This is a genomic window from Allobosea sp., from assembly GCF_017308075.1.
Classification (GTDB): Bacteria; Pseudomonadota; Alphaproteobacteria; order Rhizobiales; family Beijerinckiaceae; genus Allobosea.
Window position 1 is genome coordinate 85,427 of the sequence record NZ_JAFKFX010000037.1, and the last position, 15,003, is coordinate 100,429.

Sequence of the window (15,003 nt, forward strand, 5' to 3'; positions counted from 1 at the left end):
CCACATCACCGCCGTTGATAGGGGTGACCTTGTGTAAATTGCGTTATCGCCGCACGGAAAAGCGAAGCGGACGGCACCATTGTCCGAAAGCAACGCCGGCGCTGCGCGAGAGTAATTTCCGGTCCGGCCTAAGCCTCATTCCGGACAAGTCACAAAGCAGCGCAGCTTCCGAAAGCCATCGCAGAGCGATTTGCGCGCGTCCTGATCGGACGATGCGTCGATACAGCCTCTGTCGAACTCCAGACCATTCATGATGCCGGTGATGACCCGGCGGTCACGACATGCGGCCCGCCCCGCATATCCGTCGCCAGAGGCGGCGCGATCCGCGCGAATTGCGCATCCGTCAACCAGAAGCGACCCCGGTTGATGCCCCCTTCCTTTCGGAAACCGTGAGTCACACCGGGCCGGCGACGCCGGCCATTTTGGGAAGCCCATCCCCGGGCGCAGCAGGGGCATCATCGCAGTCGCGACAATGTTGTTTCTGACACCTTCCCCCAAAAGCATCCGCAGGAACCAGCAAGTCAAAACTGTGCATGCCCGCGCAGCAACGGAGGCTTTTCAACGCATCGACCGGCAAGGCATCGAGCGGCAGACCACGATCAGGAACGTTGAACGGCGTGAAAACCAGCCAGTTTGAGTTTATGCCCCACCTCGACGATGGCATTCAACGCCGGAAGAAGTTCGCTTCCAAGAGGCGTCAGGCGATACTCGACAGTCGGTGGCGTCGTCGCCAGAACATGCCGGGAGATGACGCCGCGTTGCTCCAACTCCCGAAGCCTCTGGGAGAGGACCTTTGCGGAAATCGGCGGAATATCCATACGTAACTCGCTGAAGCGGCGAGGTCCGCCTCGCAACTGCCAGATGACATTTGGGGCCCAGGCGCCCTCTATGATCGCCATGCATTCGGTGAGCGCGCACGGCGGCGGCGGCGCCTCGCTTCGATTTTTTCTGACCTTAATCGGCATGTCGAAACCAGGTTACTCCGCGGAAACGTGAAACGGAAGTTTCCAATAGAAACTTAGTTGTCATTGGTAACCGAAATTCATAGCTTGAGATCGTCGACGGTCAACCAGCAGACGACATGGAGTAGCTGATGCACCTGTATTTCAAGCCCGGCGCGTGCTCACTTGCCGCGCGTATCGTTCTCACCGAACTCAATGTCCCTTTCGAAGCCACGCAGGTCGACACCAAGACCGGTCTGACGGCAGCCGGTGCTGACTATCGATCGATCAACCCGCGAGGCTATGTGCCGGCGCTCGTCCTTCAGGACGGCACGGTCATCACCGAAAATCCAGCGATCCTGCAATATATTGCCGACCGCCATGGCGATGAAGCGCAGCAACCCGCGGCCGGCACGCTCGATCGTGCACGCTTGCATGAAGCCCTCAACTTCGTCTCCTCGGAACTTCACAAAGCGTTTTCGCCCTATTTCGGCGAGCGCCCGCTCTCACAAACGGAAAAGGAGGCTGCCGAAGCAGTGCTTGCCCGGCGGATCGGCGATGTCGCAAGCATGCTTGCCGACGGACGAAGCTTTGTCCTCGGAGAGACCTACAGTGTTGCCGATGCATATCTGTTCGTTGTTCTGAACTGGGCGAGATTTGTCGGACTGGATCTCAGCCGCTGGCCTCAGGTCGAACGATACGTCTCCAGCATGGCGTCACGGCCGGCGGTCCGCAAGGCGATGGCCGACGAAGGGCTGATCGAGAAGGCCGCCGCATGAGCGCGCCATTTCAAGCCGTCACCGCGGTCCTCGAGGCGTATTTCGACGGGCTATATTATTGCGACGCCGCGAAGCTCGAGCAGGTCTTTCATCCGAAAGCAATATACGCGACGGCTGACGAAACCCCGCTGCTGTATCGCACGATGCCCGAATACATGCAGGTCATCGCGGCCAGAAAGTCTCCGGCCAGTCGCGGCGATGAACGCCACGACGTCATCGACGCCATCGATTTCGCTGGCGATAACACAGCCTTTGCCCGTGTGCGCTGTACCATAGGCGCGCGTGATTTCGTCGATTTCCTGACGCTGGTGAAGGTCGATGGGCAGTGGCGCATCATGGCCAAGATATTCCAGATCATCGAGCGCAAGCCGGAGTAACGCGATGCCCTACGTCAACATCAAGATCACACGCGAGGGTGCGACAGCGGAACAGAAGGCGATGCTCATCAAAGGCGTCACGGATCTTCTCGTTACGATCCTCGACAAAAAGCCGGCGACCACCTTCGTCGTGATCGACGAGGTCGCTTTTGAAGATTGGGGAGTCGGCGGCCTGCCTGTCGATGAATATCGCCGTCAACTCGCGAGCGGCGCCACCTAGACTCCAGTCTCATCAGGTATTCCCTTCGCTCCAGTCGGAGCGAAGGTGCAAGGCGAGGGAAGCCGCGCGCTAAACCGTGGTGTCGAGCCAGTTGTCCTCGCGGAAGATCAGCCGGGCGAGAAGCCCGTCCAGCAATTCGCGCTCGGCCGTGGAGGCCAGAGGCTCGAGCATCGGGCGCTCGCGCGCGACGAAATAGGCGACGACCTTCTCGCTCATTGCGCGCCCCTCCTCCGTCAGCGAGAGCAGCTCGATTTTGCGGTTCTGCTCGGCCGGTTCCTTCGCGATCAGGCCGAGCCGTACCAGCTTGCCGACCGCCGGGCTGATGCTGTTGCGCGGCCTCCCGGTCATCTCGGCGATCTCGATCCCGCTCAGCGGCGTCATATGCGCCAGGCAGAACAGGATCGCCGCCTCGGCCCGGTTGAAGCCGAGATCGGCCTGCACCCGGGCATAGATCACGCCCATCAGATAATTGGCCAGGAAGCTGATCCGGTAGCCGGTAGTGATCGCGTTGCCGGTGAGCATGGCCTTCGCTGAATCTCGCATGCGCGCTGAATCCGATTGACAGGGATCGGCGCCCGCCCTCTTATGTTCCGAACGGAACATAAGAGGGCGGGACGGTTGTGAGACAGCAGGTAGCCAGCGACGGCCCTTATGAAAAGCGGATTGGCTATTGTCGCGCCGTCCGCGTCGGCAACCATGCCGTCGTCGCCGGTACCACCGCCCTCGGCCCGGACGGCGTGGTCGGGGCGGGCGATGTCGAGGTCCAGACCAGGGAGAGCCTGCGCAAGATCGCCGAAGCGCTGACGGCCTGCGGCATGAACGGGCTCGAGAACACCGTCCGCACCCGCATCTTCCTGCGCCATGCCGAAGACTGGGAGAAGGTCGGAAAGATCCACGGCGAGTTCTTCGGGCAGATCCAGCCCGTCACGTCCTTTCTGGCCGGGATCACCTTCATCCACCCGGACATCCTGATCGAGATCGAAGCCGACGCAATTCTCGGAGGAGGAGAAAATGGCGTTCACGCGTAGGCGGATACTGGCCGGAGCAGCCGCGGCCACGACGATCGCAGCACCGGCGGCAGCGCAGCAATCCGGCGAGCTGCGCTGGCGCCTGGCCTCGAGCTTCCCGAAATCCCTGCCGATCCTGTTCAATGCCGCCGAGAACCTGGCGCGCCGGGTCGATCAGCTGACCAAGGGACGCTTCAAGATCCAGGTCTTCGCGGCCGGCGAGATCGTCGGCGGGCTCCAGGTGCTCGATGCGGTCGGCGCCGGGACCATCGAATGCGGCCACAGCGCGACCTTCTACTATACCGGCAAGGACAAGGCGCTCGCCTTCGATACCGGCCTGCCCTTCGGCCTCAATTCGCGCCAGCACATCGCCTGGATGATGCAGGGCGGCGGCCTCGAGTTGCTGCGGCCCCTCTTCGCCCGCTTCGGCGTGGTTCAGTTCCCGCTCGGCAATACCGGTTGCCAGATGGGCGGCTGGTTCCGCAAGGAGATCAGCAGCGTCGCCGATCTCTCCGGCCTGAAGATGCGCATCCCCGGCATCGGCGGCGAGATTCTGTCGCGCATGGGCGTCGTGCCGCAGACCATCGCCGCCGGCGACATCTATTCGGCCCTGGAGCGCGGCACGATCGACGCGGTCGAATGGGTCGGCCCGGCCGATGACGAGCGCCTCGGCTTCCAGAAGGTCGCGCGCTACTATTACTCGCCGGGCTGGTGGGACTGCGGCCCGCAGATCAGCCTCTACATCAACGACAAGGCCTGGGCCGCCCTGCCCGAAGAGTTCAAGGCGGCGATCGAGACGGCGAGCGCCGAGTCGACCATGCTGATGCTCGCCCAATACGACACCCAGAACATGGCCGCCCTGCGCCGGCTGGTCGGTGCTGGCGTACAGCTCCGCTCCTTCCCCCGCGACGTGATGGAAGCTGCGTTCAAGGCGGCAGACGCCTATTATCGCGAGGAAGCGGCGCGCAATGCCGAGTTCCGGCGGATCTACGAGCCGTGGACGCGCTTCCGCGACGAGATCCAGCAATGGTTCCGCATCGCCGAGCTGAACTACGACGTCTTCGCGCATACGCAGAAGCGATGAGCGGACTCCATTTCCGCGACGGCGACGCCCCGCAGGACGCCGTCGGATCGTGAAACCGCTCGGCCTGCTCGGCGGCATGAGCTGGGAGAGCACGGCGGTGTATTACCGCCTGCTCAACGAGGGCGCGCGGGCCAGGCTCGGCGGGCTCCACTCCGCCCCGCTCCTGCTGCATTCCTTCGACTTCGCCGCGATCGCCCGCCTTCAGGCGGCCGGTGCCACGGCCGAACTGGCGGAGCTGATGACCGCCGCCGCCCGCGGCCTCGAGCGGGCGGGCGCGGCCGGCGTCATGATCTGCGCCAACACCATGCACAGCCTCGCTCCGCAGATCGAGGCGGCGATCGGCATCCCGCTCATCCATGTCGTCGACGTCACCGCACGCGCCATCGAGGCCGCAGGCTGCCGGCGGCCGGCCCTGCTCGCCACCCGCTACACCATGGAACAGGGCTTTTATCGTCAGCGCCTTGCGCAAGGCGGCCTGCTGTCTCCGGCGATCCCCGACGCGCGGGGGCGCCTCGCGATCAGCGACATCATCTTCGAGGAGCTTTGCTGCGGCATCATACGCCCACAATCGCGCGCGACCTGCCTGCACGAAGTCGAGCGCATGCGGCCTCAGGCGATCGACAGCGTCATCCTCGGCTGCACTGAGCTGACGCTGCTGCTCTCGCAGGGCGACTTCGCTCTGCCGGTCTTCGACACGACGCAGCTCCACGTCGCCGCAGGCCTGGATTTCGCCTTCTCCGGCTGAGCCGCGGACGAGCTGCGCTTCCCCGGCGCTGCGCCCGGGAAGTCCCCACCACCCCGGCGGAACGGACGGCGCCGGCCGCATTTTAAGTTTCTCCGGGAACTTGTACGTCCGCCGCCAGTTTTATTGGCAGCGGACGAAATACCGTTTTTCCACAAGGAGATAATGATGCGGAACGTGGTTCTCACGTCGATTTTCTGCGCCTTGGTTGCGACCGGCGCGCAGGCACAGACCTCGACCACATCGCCGATGCCGGCCCCGAAGGCGCCGGCCGACGCCAATGCGCCCCTGCCGGGGGCCAACAGCTTCACCGAGGGCCAGGCCAAGAGCCGCCTCGAGGCCAATGGCTACTCCAATGTCAGCGCTCTCAAGAAGGACGACAACGGCGTCTGGAAGGGAACGGCGACGCATTCGGGCGCGCAGGTCAGCGTCTCGGTCGACTATCGCGGCAACATCACCCGCAACTGAGCGAACTCATCGATTTCGGGAGACAAGCAGAGATGACCCAAACCATCACGCGATCCTACGACACTTATGAATCCGCTCGCATCGTCGTCGAGCAGCTCGAAGCCGCGGGCTTCTCCAATTCGGAGATCAGCCTCGTCGGGCGGCATGAGAAGGCCGATGACAGCAATGCCGGCGAAGGTGCCGGCATCGGCGCCGCGCTCGGGGGAGCCGCCGGCCTGCTGGCGGGCCTCGGCCTGATCGCCATTCCCGGCATCGGGCCGGTGGTAGCGGCCGGCTGGCTCGCTTCGACCGCGGCCGGCGCTGTAGCCGGCGGCGCAACGGGCGGCATCGTCGGCGCCCTGACCAGCGCCGGCACCAGCGAGGAAGACGCCAACTACTATGCCGAAACGGTGCGCCGCGGTGGATCGGTCGTCTCGGTCCGCACCAGCGACGACCGGGCGCCCGCCGCAGAGGCGATCATGGACGGCGCCACGCCGATCGACCGCGACGAACGCCTCGCCGATTACCGCAGAACCGGCTGGAGTCGTTTCGACGACCGGGCCGAGCCGTATCGTGGCCCGTTGATCTGACCGCTCGGCCGCCTGGGCGGCCTCCCACCCCTCCCACCTTGAAAGGAGTGATCCGATGGACTGGAACCGCGTCGAAGGAAACTGGAAGCAGCTCAAGGGCAAGGTCAAGGAGCAATGGGGCAAGCTGACCGACGACGATCTCGACGTCATCGCCGGCAAGCGCGACCAGCTCGAAGGCAAGATCCAGGAGCGCTACGGCATCGAGAAGGACCGCGTGAAGGCGGACGTCGATAGCTGGTACGATCGCCAGAGCTGGTGACAGCCAGCCGACAGGGTTCGGTGCGGTCGGCGCCGAGCCCGCGCCCGCCGCCGATCGGGCGGCGGGCGGTCTACATAGGGAGAGGCTATTTCTCGCCGGCCTGGGCCGGCTTCTTGCCGCCCTCCTTCGCCTCCGACGTCTCGGCGTCATGCGGCTCGGGGTTCCGGATGGCATTTGCGGCCGCCGCCTTTCGGGCGGCCCGTTTGCGCCGGTCAAGGCGCTCGAAGACGCGGGCGAGACGCAGAGACAGGGGGCGCGACGACATGGGACGTCTCCGATTGCGCTGTTATGGAGCAAGGCGTTTCAAAATAGGACGGCATCGGCACGGTCTGACCTCTTACGCGCAAAACGCGCGCCAGCATCGGCGTTTGTGCAGCTTCAAACTCCTGCCAAATCTCTGTGATCGACTGGTCGGCTTTCGAACCGGGAGACCAAAATGCGACTGACCCTGGCCATCCTCGCCCTGGCCCTCAGCGGATGCAGCGGAGCGCAGCAGCCGCAGGGATCGACCCCCAATCTGACCATCGGAACGGCGCAGTGCTCGAAGCATTCCTGGGGCACGTCGGCCATGGCCGCATGCCTGGATCGCGCTGCGGAGAGCCAGTCGGCGACCGTTGCGGAAGGGGCCTCGGGGGGCAATGGCTGAGCCGACCTTGCCCTTCGGGAAGTTCGCCGCCCCGCCCAAAGCCTTGTGCAGCGCAGCAAAAAGGCCTATCTTTGGTATGCCAGAAGCAAAACTCCCCCTAGATCATGAAAGGAGAGAACCATGCTCGAACGGCACGACTCGGAAGGCGCGCTTGACGCCGAGCACGAGGACGACATCGAGACGACCCAGCAGGACGACTCGGAAACGTTCTCGCCACGCGCCCATCAGGATGGGTTCTGGAGCTAGTACCGGACGCTTTCAAATGGCAGTGCCCGGACGTTGCCATCTGAAAGCTGGATCTGTCGATAAGCGACGCCGGAGGCAGGGCTTGAGCTCACAGGGCGACACTGTCGCCCGCCCCCGCCCCGGCGATTTCAATGAAGAAGAAGCGGACGGCGTGACAGCGCTCCTTCACCGGGAGCGACGCCGTCCGGGAAGCCGATAGCCGAAGGCGCCGCTGTCAGCCGATGCGCCTGGTGACGACGGTCAATTCCCCCTCGTCGCTCATCTCGGCCATCACCACGTCGCGGGCCGAAAACCCCTGCGCCTCCACCGCCGATCTGACCGTCGGCACAGCCTCGATCGCCTGCTGCAGCTGTTGCACCTCGTTGGCCGTGCGGGTCGCCACATGCTGGTTCACTCTCGCCCTCGCCTCATCGGGCAGATCGTCGAGCTCGACCACGTGAATGGCCGTGATCTCCGAAGCAGCCGGCACAATGTCGGGGGAAGCCACCGGCGATTGCACCGGCGGCGTTCCGCTCGGCTCGGTCTGAGCCTGCGCCACACCCGCCAGGGCGAGCGCTGCGACGGCCGCTATCGTGATCGTGCGCATGAGACCTCCTCCCCTGTCGATCGCCTCCATAAGACCGCACGAATGGGAGCAGAGGCCGAGCTCCCGCGGGTGATTTCGTGACCATCTCGCGGCAGTCCTGTGGCGCCCGCCTTGCCCCGCCCGTCCATCTCGCGATAATCGGCGTTTCGCCGGCGCTGCATGCCGGGCTGTGGAACACCGCCGGCGACCGCACGGATACCCTTGGTCCCGATCGCGAGATATGCGACGCCGCAACTGCGAATGCCGGAAAGGGGACGATGCGCCACGTGAGCAGCCTGATCGATCGCATGCGGCTCGAAGCCCCCGAGATGAACCGGGCTGAGCGCAATGTCGCCGAGATCATCCTGGCGGACATCGACGGCGCAGCCCGCATCAGCACCCGCGACCTGGCGACCCAGGCCCATGTCAGCGAACCCACGGTGGTGCGCTTCGCCCGCCGCATGGGCTGCGACGGCTTCACCGATTTCAAGATCCGCCTGGCCCAGGAATACGCGATCGGCCGGATGTATCTCGCCGCCGAGCGCCAGCAGCCCGCCGACACCGGCAACGAGGTCGCCGAGCACGTCTACAACGCGACCGTGCAGGCGCTGTCGATGGCCTTCGCCCAACATGATCCGCACGCGATCGAGGCGGCCGTTGACCTGCTCGACAAGGGCCGCCGCGTCTTCTGCTTCGGCGTCGGCGGCAGTTCGGCCAATGTTGCGACCGAGGCGGAGAACCGGCTATTCCGCCTCGACGTCGCGGCGTCCTCGACGGCCGACCCCTATCAGCAGCGCGTCATGGCCGCGACCTGCGGGCCCGACGACGTCCTCCTGATCTTCTCGGTGACCGGCAAGCCGCGCTCGCTGCTCGACAGCGCCGAGATCGCCCGCGGCCAGGGCGCCGGCGTCATTGCCGTCACCCACCCGCCGAGCCCGCTCGCCGAACTCGCCAGCGTGCTCGTGCCGCTACAGGCCTTCGACGAAGAGAAGTTCTTCTACATGCCCAATCGCGGCCGCTACGGGCAGCTCTTCCTGCTCGACTGCATTGCGACCCTGCTCGGCGCCCGCCGCATGAAGGTCGTCTCGAAGAAGCTCTGGCGCGCCCGCGCGACGCTCATCGCCCTTCACGGCAGCACCGAAGGGCAGCCGATCGGCGACTGATCTCCTCGAAAGGTAATTTCGCTACATTGACGGACCAGCAGAGCCCGCCGGGACATGCGGCGCGGCTTGATGACGCGTGGAATCATCTAGAATAATTCACAAAATCAGCTATTTATCCATCAAGAAGACAGGAGAACACCGAAACGTCTCGTCCGCGCCCGCGGGCGTTTTATCCCTGCCACGTGGCGCCAGAACGTGGCCGACTGTGCAAATCGCGCCAGCTAGATTGACAGTAAATGTAATCTAGCTACATTCCCGGCCCGTCGCGCGCCACGCGCCAATGACCAGAAGACGAGCCGAGCCATGCAACCAGCCGACGGAACGATCCTGTCCTTCCAGTTCGACGAGGTCATCGTCCCCGCCAATCCCGGCGTCATCAATTCGGAGAGCCTCGCCAAGCCGCTGCATATGCTGCCGGTCGGCGGCAAGGCGAGCTGGAGCGTACAGTTCGACGAGCTCCCCAAGCTGATCGTCAGGATGACGCTGAAAAACGGCGTCGTCGGCATCGGCGAGTTCTATCGCGACCATGAATGGCCCCGCCTCGAGGCGATCTGCGCCAACCTGATCGGCCAGTCGATCTTCGACTTGCCGCTGCAGGATCTGCCGCTGCCGCTCTGCCGCGAATATGACGGCTTCGAATGCGCGATCTGGGACGCCTATGCCAAGACGCTGGGCGTGCCGATGCACCGGCTGCTCGGCGGCGCCATCCGCGACCGGGTCAATGTCAGCGCCTGGTCGAGCCACCGCACCCAGGACGAGGTCGGCCCCTGGGTGAAGCGCTATTTCGAGCAGGGCTACCAGGTCATCAAGTTCAAATGCGACCTCGAGGACGACGTCGCCGGCTGGTGCGCGCAGATCAAGCAGCATGCGCCCGGCATGAAGGTGATCTTCGATCCCAACCAGCGCTGGGAGAACTCGGGCAATGCGCGCCCGATCATCCGGGAGCTGGAAAAAATCGGCAACGTCCTGCTGCTCGAGGACCCGCTGCCGCGCTGGATGTTGCAGGATTTCGCGGAGCTGCGCCGCTTCTCCTCGATCCCGATCGTGCTGCACGTCTCGCTGCCCTATATCTACCAGGGCCAGCGCGCGCATGACGCGATCAACGCCATCGCTCATGGCGCCGTCGACGGCTTCAACTTCAATTGCGGCCTCGCCAAGTTCCAGACGCTCGACCACATCGCCTCGACCGCCGGTGTCTATTGCTGGCACGGCTCGGAGGTCGATCTCGGCATTCTCGAAGCGATGTATGTCCACCAGGCTGCCGCGGCGAAGAGCTGCGTCTGGCCGAGCGACATTTTCGGCCGGATGATCCGCAGCCACGATCTGCTCGCCAAGCCGCTCACCTTCGAGCCGCCGCATGTGCGCATTCCCGATGACGGGCCGGGGCTCGGCATCGTCCTCGACGAGGCCGCCATCGCCCGCTTCCGCGTCGGCGGCCGCACGATTTCCTGAACAGCGAGCTCATTTCCATGCGTTGGGAAACCCTCACGACGAACGAAGTCGCCGCGCTCGATCGCGACATCCCCATCGTCCTGAACGTCGCCGCGATCGAGCAGCACGGCCCGCATCTGCCGCTCGAGACCGACGCGGTCATCGGCGACCACTTCCTGCAGGCGCTGGAAGCGAAGCTCGGCGACAAGGTTCTGATCCTGCCCCAGGTCAAGGTCTGCTGCTCCGAGCACCATATGGACTTCGCCGGCACGCTCAGCGTCCGCCACGAGACCTTCCTGGCCTATGTCGGGGATATCCTCGAAAGCGTCGCGCGCCACGGCTTCCGCAACATCGTGCTGTTCAACAGTCATGGCGGCAACCAGGCGATCGGCCAGGTGCTGCTCGAGACCTTCGGCACGAAGCATCGCGACTGTCGCATCGCCTTCCTGACCTGGTGGCGGCTCGCCGCCAAGGAACTCGGCGCGATCCGCGAGAGCAGCTTTGCCGGCATCAACCATGCCTGCGAATTCGAGACCTCGCTGATGCTGCTCGGCGCGCCCAAGAGCGTGCGCACCGCGCTGGTCTCGGGGATGAGCTATGTCGGCACCCATGACTGGGCCAATGCCGACATGATCCTGCCGGCCCGCGGCGCGCTGTTCCGCTCGATGCACGAGATGTCCGGCGGCACGGGGGTCGTCGGCGACCCCTCGCTGGCGACGCGCGAGAAGGGCGAGCAGATCACCGCCGCCGTGGTCGAGCAGCTGGCCCATGTCGTGGAGACCATCCGCCAGCGCTGACGGGGCGCACAGCTGATTTCAACACCGACTGACAAGAAACCACAGGGAGGAAGCTGAGATGTTGACGAAATTGGCCCGGATCGGCGCGACCGCGCTCGCCGTCGCGGGATTGGGCGCCACGGCGCCGGCCCTCGCCCAGCAGAAGGGCGGCGCACTCAACGTCGCCACGATCGGCGAGCCCAACACGCTCGACCCGATGGTCGCCGCCGGCGACCTCCTGGGCATGATCACCCAGCATTTCTACGAGACGCTCTACACCTTCGACAAGAACTGGGCGCTGACCCCGCTCCTCGCCGAGACGCTTCCGCAGATCAGCGATGGCGGCAAGGTCTACACCATCCCGCTGCGCCAGGGCGTCACCTTTCACAACGGCAAGGCGATGACCGCGCAGGACGTCGTCGCCTCGCTTAAGCGCTGGACCGAGCTGGCCTCGCGCGGCAAGCTCGTCGCCGGCAACATCGCCTCGATCGAGGCGGAGGGCGACAACTCGGTCAAGATCACGCTGAAGGCCCCGTTCGCGCCGCTGACCGCGCTGCTCGCCTTCAACAACTCGGCGGCGGTGATCATGCCGGCCGACAAGATGGAAAACCCGATCAAGGACGTGATCGGCACCGGGCCCTACCAGCTCAAGGAGCGCAAGCCCGACCAGTACATCCAGCTTGTCCGCTTCGACGGCTACAAGCAGCGCCAGGGTGAGCCCGACGGCTTCGGCGGCGCCCGCAAGCAGTATCTCGACGAGATCCGCTTCGTGCCGGTGCCCGACGCCAACACCCGCGTCGAGGGCGCGCTCGCCGGCCAGTTCGACTTCGCCGACCTGATCCCGGTCGAGGCCTTCGACCGGCTGAAGGGCCAGACCAAGACCGAGCCGTTGCTGATGCAGGGCTTCGGCTGGCCGATGTTCATCATGAACAACAAGCAGGGCATGATGACCAACTTGGGCATGCGCAAGGCTGTCCAGGCTGCCCTGAACGCCGAGGACATGCTGGCTGCCGCCTTCGGCAAGCCGGAGTTCTACAAGGTCGACGGCGCCATGTACCCGGAAGGCTATGCCTGGCGCAGCGATGCCGGCATCAAGGCCTACAACCAGGGCGATGCCGACAAGGCCAAGGCTCTGGCCAAGACCGCGAAATATGACGGCGCGCCGATCCGCATCCTGACCAGCCGGCAATACGAGTTCCATTACAAGATGGCGCAGGTCGCGGCCGAATACCTCAAGGCCGCCGGCCTCAAGGTCGACCTCCAGGTCGTCGACTGGGCGACCTTGGTGCAGCGCCGCGCCGAGCCGGCCCTCTGGGACATCTTCATCACCCACAGCCCGTTCCTGGCCGAGCCGGCCCTGATCGCGCCGCTGCCCGACAGCTATCCCGGCTGGTGGGCGAGCGAGGCCAAGAACAAGCTGCTGAACGCCCTCAACGCCGAGTCGGACGTCAACAAGCGCAAGGCGATCTTCGCCGATCTGCAGAAGCTGATCTTCGAAGAGGTGCCGTTCTACAAGGTCGGCGATTTCGCCGCCCTCAGCGCCAAGTCGCCGCGCCTGAACGGCTACACCGCCTCGCCCTGGCCGTATTTCTGGAACGCCTCGCTCAAGCCCTGAGCGAATTTTCAGAGCCTCACGGTCTCACGCTTCGGGAGCAGCCGGTCGCTGCTCCCGACCATCGCCAAGAGGCCATTCGGCAACTCACAGCCCTCATCCTGAGGAGCCATTTCGTCCGAAATGGCGTCTCGAAGGATGGTCCAGGAGGCTCCCGAGACATCTGGATCATCCTTCGAGACGCCGCTTCGCGGCTCCCCAGGATGAGGTTGGTGAATTCCCGATCGATCTTGCAAGAACGTCCGCGGGCAAGGCTGCCAGCACGGCGCTCGGCCCGCGATCACTCCTCACCAAGCACAACGGAAACCAGCACGCGATGACGCGATATGTGATGCAGCGCATCCTCGGCATGCTGGCGGTGATGTTCACGGTCGTGACGATCGTCTTCATCATCGTCCGCGTCGCCCCCGGCGACCCCGCTGCGGTCATGCTCGGCCCCGATGCGACGGCCGCCGACATCAGCGCCCTGCGCAGCCGGCTCGGGCTCGATCAGTCGCTGCCGACGCAATACGTGCTGTTTCTTGGCCAGCTCCTGCGCGGCGATCTCGGCCAGTCGATCTTCCTCAACATGCCCGTGCTGAGCGCGCTCGCCGAGCGGGCCGAGCCGACCTTCTTCCTCACCCTGTTCTCGATCCTGATCGCAAGCGCCATCGCCCTACCGGTCGGCATCCTCTCGGCCTATAAGCGCGGCTCGCTCTTCGACCAGCTCGCCACCACCTTCGCCATGTTCGCCGCGAGCATTCCGAGCTTCTGGCTCGGCCTGATCCTGATCCAGATCTTCGCCGTGCGTTATGGCTGGATGCCGGCCTCCGGCTATGGCGGCCCCGACGCCTCCTTCCTCGAGCGGCTGCGCCATCTCGTCCTGCCGGCGCTGGCGCTCGGCATCGTCTCCTCGGCGCTGATCACCCGCTTCACCCGCGCCTCGATGCTCGACGTGCTCAACGACGACTATGTCCGTACCGCCCGTTCCAAGGGCATGGGCGAATGGGGCGTGGTGATGAAGCACGCCCTCAAGAACGCGCTGATCCCGGTCTTGACCGTGATCGGCCTCACCGCGGCACTGCTGATCTCCGGCGCGGTGGTGACCGAGACCGTGTTCAGCCTGCCGGGCATCGGCAATCTCGTCGTCTCGGCCGTGCTGCGCCGCGACTATCCGGTCATCCAGGGCGCGCTCCTCGTCATCGCCGCCCTCTATGTGCTGATCAATTTCCTGATCGACATGCTCTATCTCGCGATCGACCCCAGGGTGCGCTACTGATGGCCGCCCCCTCCTCGCCCGCCGCCCGTCCGCGGCTCGCCAGCCTGATCCTGCAGCGCAAGACGCTGGTGATCGGCCTCGTCATCATCGCCGTCATCGCCCTGCTGGCGATCCTCGCGCCCTTGATCGCGCCCTATTCGCCGAGCCGGCTTTCGGTGGTCAACCGGCTGAAGCCGCCGAGCGAACGCTGGTTCTTCGGCACCGACGAGTTCGGCCGCGACATCTTCAGCCGCACCATCTATGCCGGCCAGCTCTCGCTGCTGGTCGGCGCGGCGGCGACCACGCTCGCCGCGATCCTCGGCATCACCCTCGGCCTCGTTGCCGGCTTCTTCCGCCGGGCCGACGGCGTCATCGCCCGGATCATCGACGCGATGATGGCGTTCCCCGACATCCTCCTGGCGATCTCGCTGGTCGCGGCGCTCGGCCCCTCGCTCGCCACCGTCATCGTCGCGCTCGGCATCGTCTACGCGCCGCGCCTCGCCCGCATCGTGCGCGCCTCGACGCTGATCATCCGCGAACTGCCCTATGTCGAGGCGGCGCGGGCGCTCGGCGTGCCGACCTGGCGGATCATGACCCGCCATGTCCTGCGCAACCTCGTCTCGCCGATCCTGGTCCAGGCCACCTTCATCTTCGCCTATGCGATGCTGGCAGAGGCGAGCCTGTCCTTCCTCGGCGTCGGCGTCAGCCCGGAAATCCCGACCTGGGGCACGATGATCGCCGGCGGCCGACAATATATCGGCCAGGCCGACTGGATGATGCTCTTCCCCGGCGCGGCGATCGTGCTCAGCGTCTTGTCGCTGCAGCTTGTCGGCGACGGCCTGCGCGATCTGCTCGATCCGCGCCTGCGCAAGGACCTCTGA

At 65.0% G+C, this 15,003-nt stretch carries 21 protein-coding genes and 1 pseudogene; 17 read left to right on the top strand and 5 right to left on the bottom strand.

The window, feature by feature from the left end:
* Positions 1-237: 237 nt before the first annotated feature.
* Positions 238-368: pseudogene (locus tag J0J10_RS19220) on the bottom strand (IS5/IS1182 family transposase); the annotation flags it as partial.
* A 231-nt stretch (positions 369-599) separates the two neighbouring features.
* Positions 600-965 carry a winged helix-turn-helix transcriptional regulator gene (locus tag J0J10_RS19225; protein WP_291648296.1) on the bottom strand — a complete coding sequence of 122 codons (366 nt, stop codon included), beginning with the start codon at positions 963-965 and terminating at the stop codon, positions 600-602.
* A 128-nt stretch (positions 966-1,093) separates the two neighbouring features.
* Here J0J10_RS19225 and J0J10_RS19230 point away from each other — a divergent pair, with 128 nt between their 5' ends.
* From J0J10_RS19230 to J0J10_RS19240, 3 genes are read left to right on the top strand one after another with little or no spacing between them, the layout of a single operon-like run.
* Positions 1,094-1,720 (top strand): glutathione S-transferase C-terminal domain-containing protein, encoded by a 627-nt coding sequence (locus J0J10_RS19230; protein ID WP_291648298.1) that lies wholly within the window; start codon positions 1,094-1,096, stop codon positions 1,718-1,720.
* Complete coding sequence (locus J0J10_RS19235; RefSeq protein WP_291648300.1) at positions 1,717-2,097, top strand: nuclear transport factor 2 family protein; 381 nt, start codon at positions 1,717-1,719, stop codon at positions 2,095-2,097. Before J0J10_RS19230 ends, J0J10_RS19235 begins: the two co-directional genes overlap by 4 nt.
* Positions 2,098-2,101: 4 nt before the next feature.
* Positions 2,102-2,317, top strand: coding sequence for a tautomerase family protein (locus J0J10_RS19240; RefSeq protein WP_291648302.1), 216 nt, complete (start codon positions 2,102-2,104; stop codon positions 2,315-2,317).
* A 69-nt stretch (positions 2,318-2,386) separates the two neighbouring features.
* On the opposite strand, the gene J0J10_RS19245 is transcribed toward J0J10_RS19240, so the two are convergent.
* Positions 2,387-2,860, bottom strand: a complete 474-nt coding sequence (locus J0J10_RS19245; RefSeq protein ID WP_291648304.1) for a MarR family winged helix-turn-helix transcriptional regulator — start codon at positions 2,858-2,860, stop codon at positions 2,387-2,389.
* Positions 2,861-2,937: 77 nt separating this feature from the next.
* Between J0J10_RS19245 and J0J10_RS19250 the strand changes: the two genes are divergently transcribed.
* The 6 genes from J0J10_RS19250 (at position 2,938) to J0J10_RS19275 (ending at position 6,446) form a co-directional block, all read left to right on the top strand.
* The gene (locus tag J0J10_RS19250; RefSeq protein ID WP_291648305.1) at positions 2,938-3,345 is read left to right on the top strand and encodes a RidA family protein; all 408 of its coding nucleotides are present in this window, start codon (positions 2,938-2,940) and stop codon (positions 3,343-3,345) included.
* Positions 3,329-4,408, top strand: a complete 1,080-nt coding sequence (locus J0J10_RS19255) for a TRAP transporter substrate-binding protein (protein ID WP_291648306.1) — start codon at positions 3,329-3,331, stop codon at positions 4,406-4,408. The genes J0J10_RS19250 and J0J10_RS19255 overlap by 17 nt, the downstream gene beginning before the upstream one ends.
* A 49-nt stretch (positions 4,409-4,457) precedes the next feature.
* A complete protein-coding gene (locus J0J10_RS19260; protein ID WP_291648309.1) occupies positions 4,458-5,153 on the top strand; it encodes an aspartate/glutamate racemase family protein in 696 nt (231 codons plus the stop codon).
* A 165-nt stretch (positions 5,154-5,318) separates the two neighbouring features.
* Positions 5,319-5,618, top strand: coding sequence for a PepSY domain-containing protein (locus J0J10_RS19265; protein ID WP_291648311.1), 300 nt, complete (start codon positions 5,319-5,321; stop codon positions 5,616-5,618).
* Between the two features lie 32 nt (positions 5,619-5,650).
* Positions 5,651-6,187 (top strand): hypothetical protein, encoded by a 537-nt coding sequence (locus J0J10_RS19270; protein ID WP_291648313.1) that lies wholly within the window; start codon positions 5,651-5,653, stop codon positions 6,185-6,187.
* Positions 6,188-6,242: 55 nt separating this feature from the next.
* Entirely contained in the window at positions 6,243-6,446 is a 204-nt protein-coding gene (locus J0J10_RS19275) for a CsbD family protein (RefSeq protein WP_291648315.1), read from the top strand.
* Positions 6,447-6,531: 85 nt separating this feature from the next.
* Here the strand turns inward: J0J10_RS19275 and J0J10_RS19280 are convergent, their stop codons facing one another.
* Positions 6,532-6,711: a hypothetical protein gene (locus tag J0J10_RS19280; protein ID WP_291648317.1), complete on the bottom strand. Its 180-nt coding sequence runs from the start codon at positions 6,709-6,711 to the stop codon at positions 6,532-6,534.
* A gap of 171 nt (positions 6,712-6,882) precedes the next feature.
* Between J0J10_RS19280 and J0J10_RS19285 the strand changes: the two genes are divergently transcribed.
* Together J0J10_RS19285 and J0J10_RS19290 are read left to right on the top strand one after the other, a co-directional pair.
* The gene (locus J0J10_RS19285) at positions 6,883-7,092 is read left to right on the top strand and encodes a hypothetical protein (protein WP_291648319.1); all 210 of its coding nucleotides are present in this window, start codon (positions 6,883-6,885) and stop codon (positions 7,090-7,092) included.
* 120 nt (positions 7,093-7,212) lie between these two features.
* A complete protein-coding gene (locus J0J10_RS19290; RefSeq protein ID WP_291634600.1) occupies positions 7,213-7,338 on the top strand; it encodes a hypothetical protein in 126 nt (41 codons plus the stop codon).
* 214 nt (positions 7,339-7,552) lie between these two features.
* Here J0J10_RS19290 and J0J10_RS19295 read toward each other — a convergent pair whose 3' ends face one another.
* A complete protein-coding gene (locus tag J0J10_RS19295; protein ID WP_291648321.1) occupies positions 7,553-7,924 on the bottom strand; it encodes a hypothetical protein in 372 nt (123 codons plus the stop codon).
* Positions 7,925-8,181: 257 nt separating this feature from the next.
* On the opposite strand from J0J10_RS19295, the gene J0J10_RS19300 reads away from it, so the two are divergent.
* The 6 genes from J0J10_RS19300 to J0J10_RS19325 all read left to right on the top strand — a co-directional run bounded on the left by J0J10_RS19300 (position 8,182) and on the right by J0J10_RS19325 (position 15,003).
* Positions 8,182-9,066 (top strand): MurR/RpiR family transcriptional regulator, encoded by an 885-nt coding sequence (locus tag J0J10_RS19300; RefSeq protein WP_291648323.1) that lies wholly within the window; start codon positions 8,182-8,184, stop codon positions 9,064-9,066.
* Between the two features lie 303 nt (positions 9,067-9,369).
* A complete protein-coding gene (locus J0J10_RS19305) occupies positions 9,370-10,518 on the top strand; it encodes a mandelate racemase/muconate lactonizing enzyme family protein (protein ID WP_291634594.1) in 1,149 nt (382 codons plus the stop codon).
* A 17-nt stretch (positions 10,519-10,535) separates the two neighbouring features.
* Positions 10,536-11,294 (top strand): creatininase family protein, encoded by a 759-nt coding sequence (locus J0J10_RS19310; RefSeq protein WP_291648325.1) that lies wholly within the window; start codon positions 10,536-10,538, stop codon positions 11,292-11,294.
* Positions 11,295-11,352: 58 nt separating this feature from the next.
* Positions 11,353-12,888, top strand: a complete 1,536-nt coding sequence (locus tag J0J10_RS19315; RefSeq protein ID WP_291648326.1) for an ABC transporter substrate-binding protein — start codon at positions 11,353-11,355, stop codon at positions 12,886-12,888.
* 313 nt (positions 12,889-13,201) lie between these two features.
* Positions 13,202-14,143 carry an ABC transporter permease gene (locus J0J10_RS19320; protein ID WP_291648328.1) on the top strand — a complete coding sequence of 314 codons (942 nt, stop codon included), beginning with the start codon at positions 13,202-13,204 and terminating at the stop codon, positions 14,141-14,143.
* On the top strand, positions 14,143-15,003 hold the full coding sequence (locus tag J0J10_RS19325; protein ID WP_291634585.1) for an ABC transporter permease: 861 nt from the start codon (positions 14,143-14,145) through the stop codon (positions 15,001-15,003). The genes J0J10_RS19320 and J0J10_RS19325 overlap by 1 nt, the downstream gene beginning before the upstream one ends.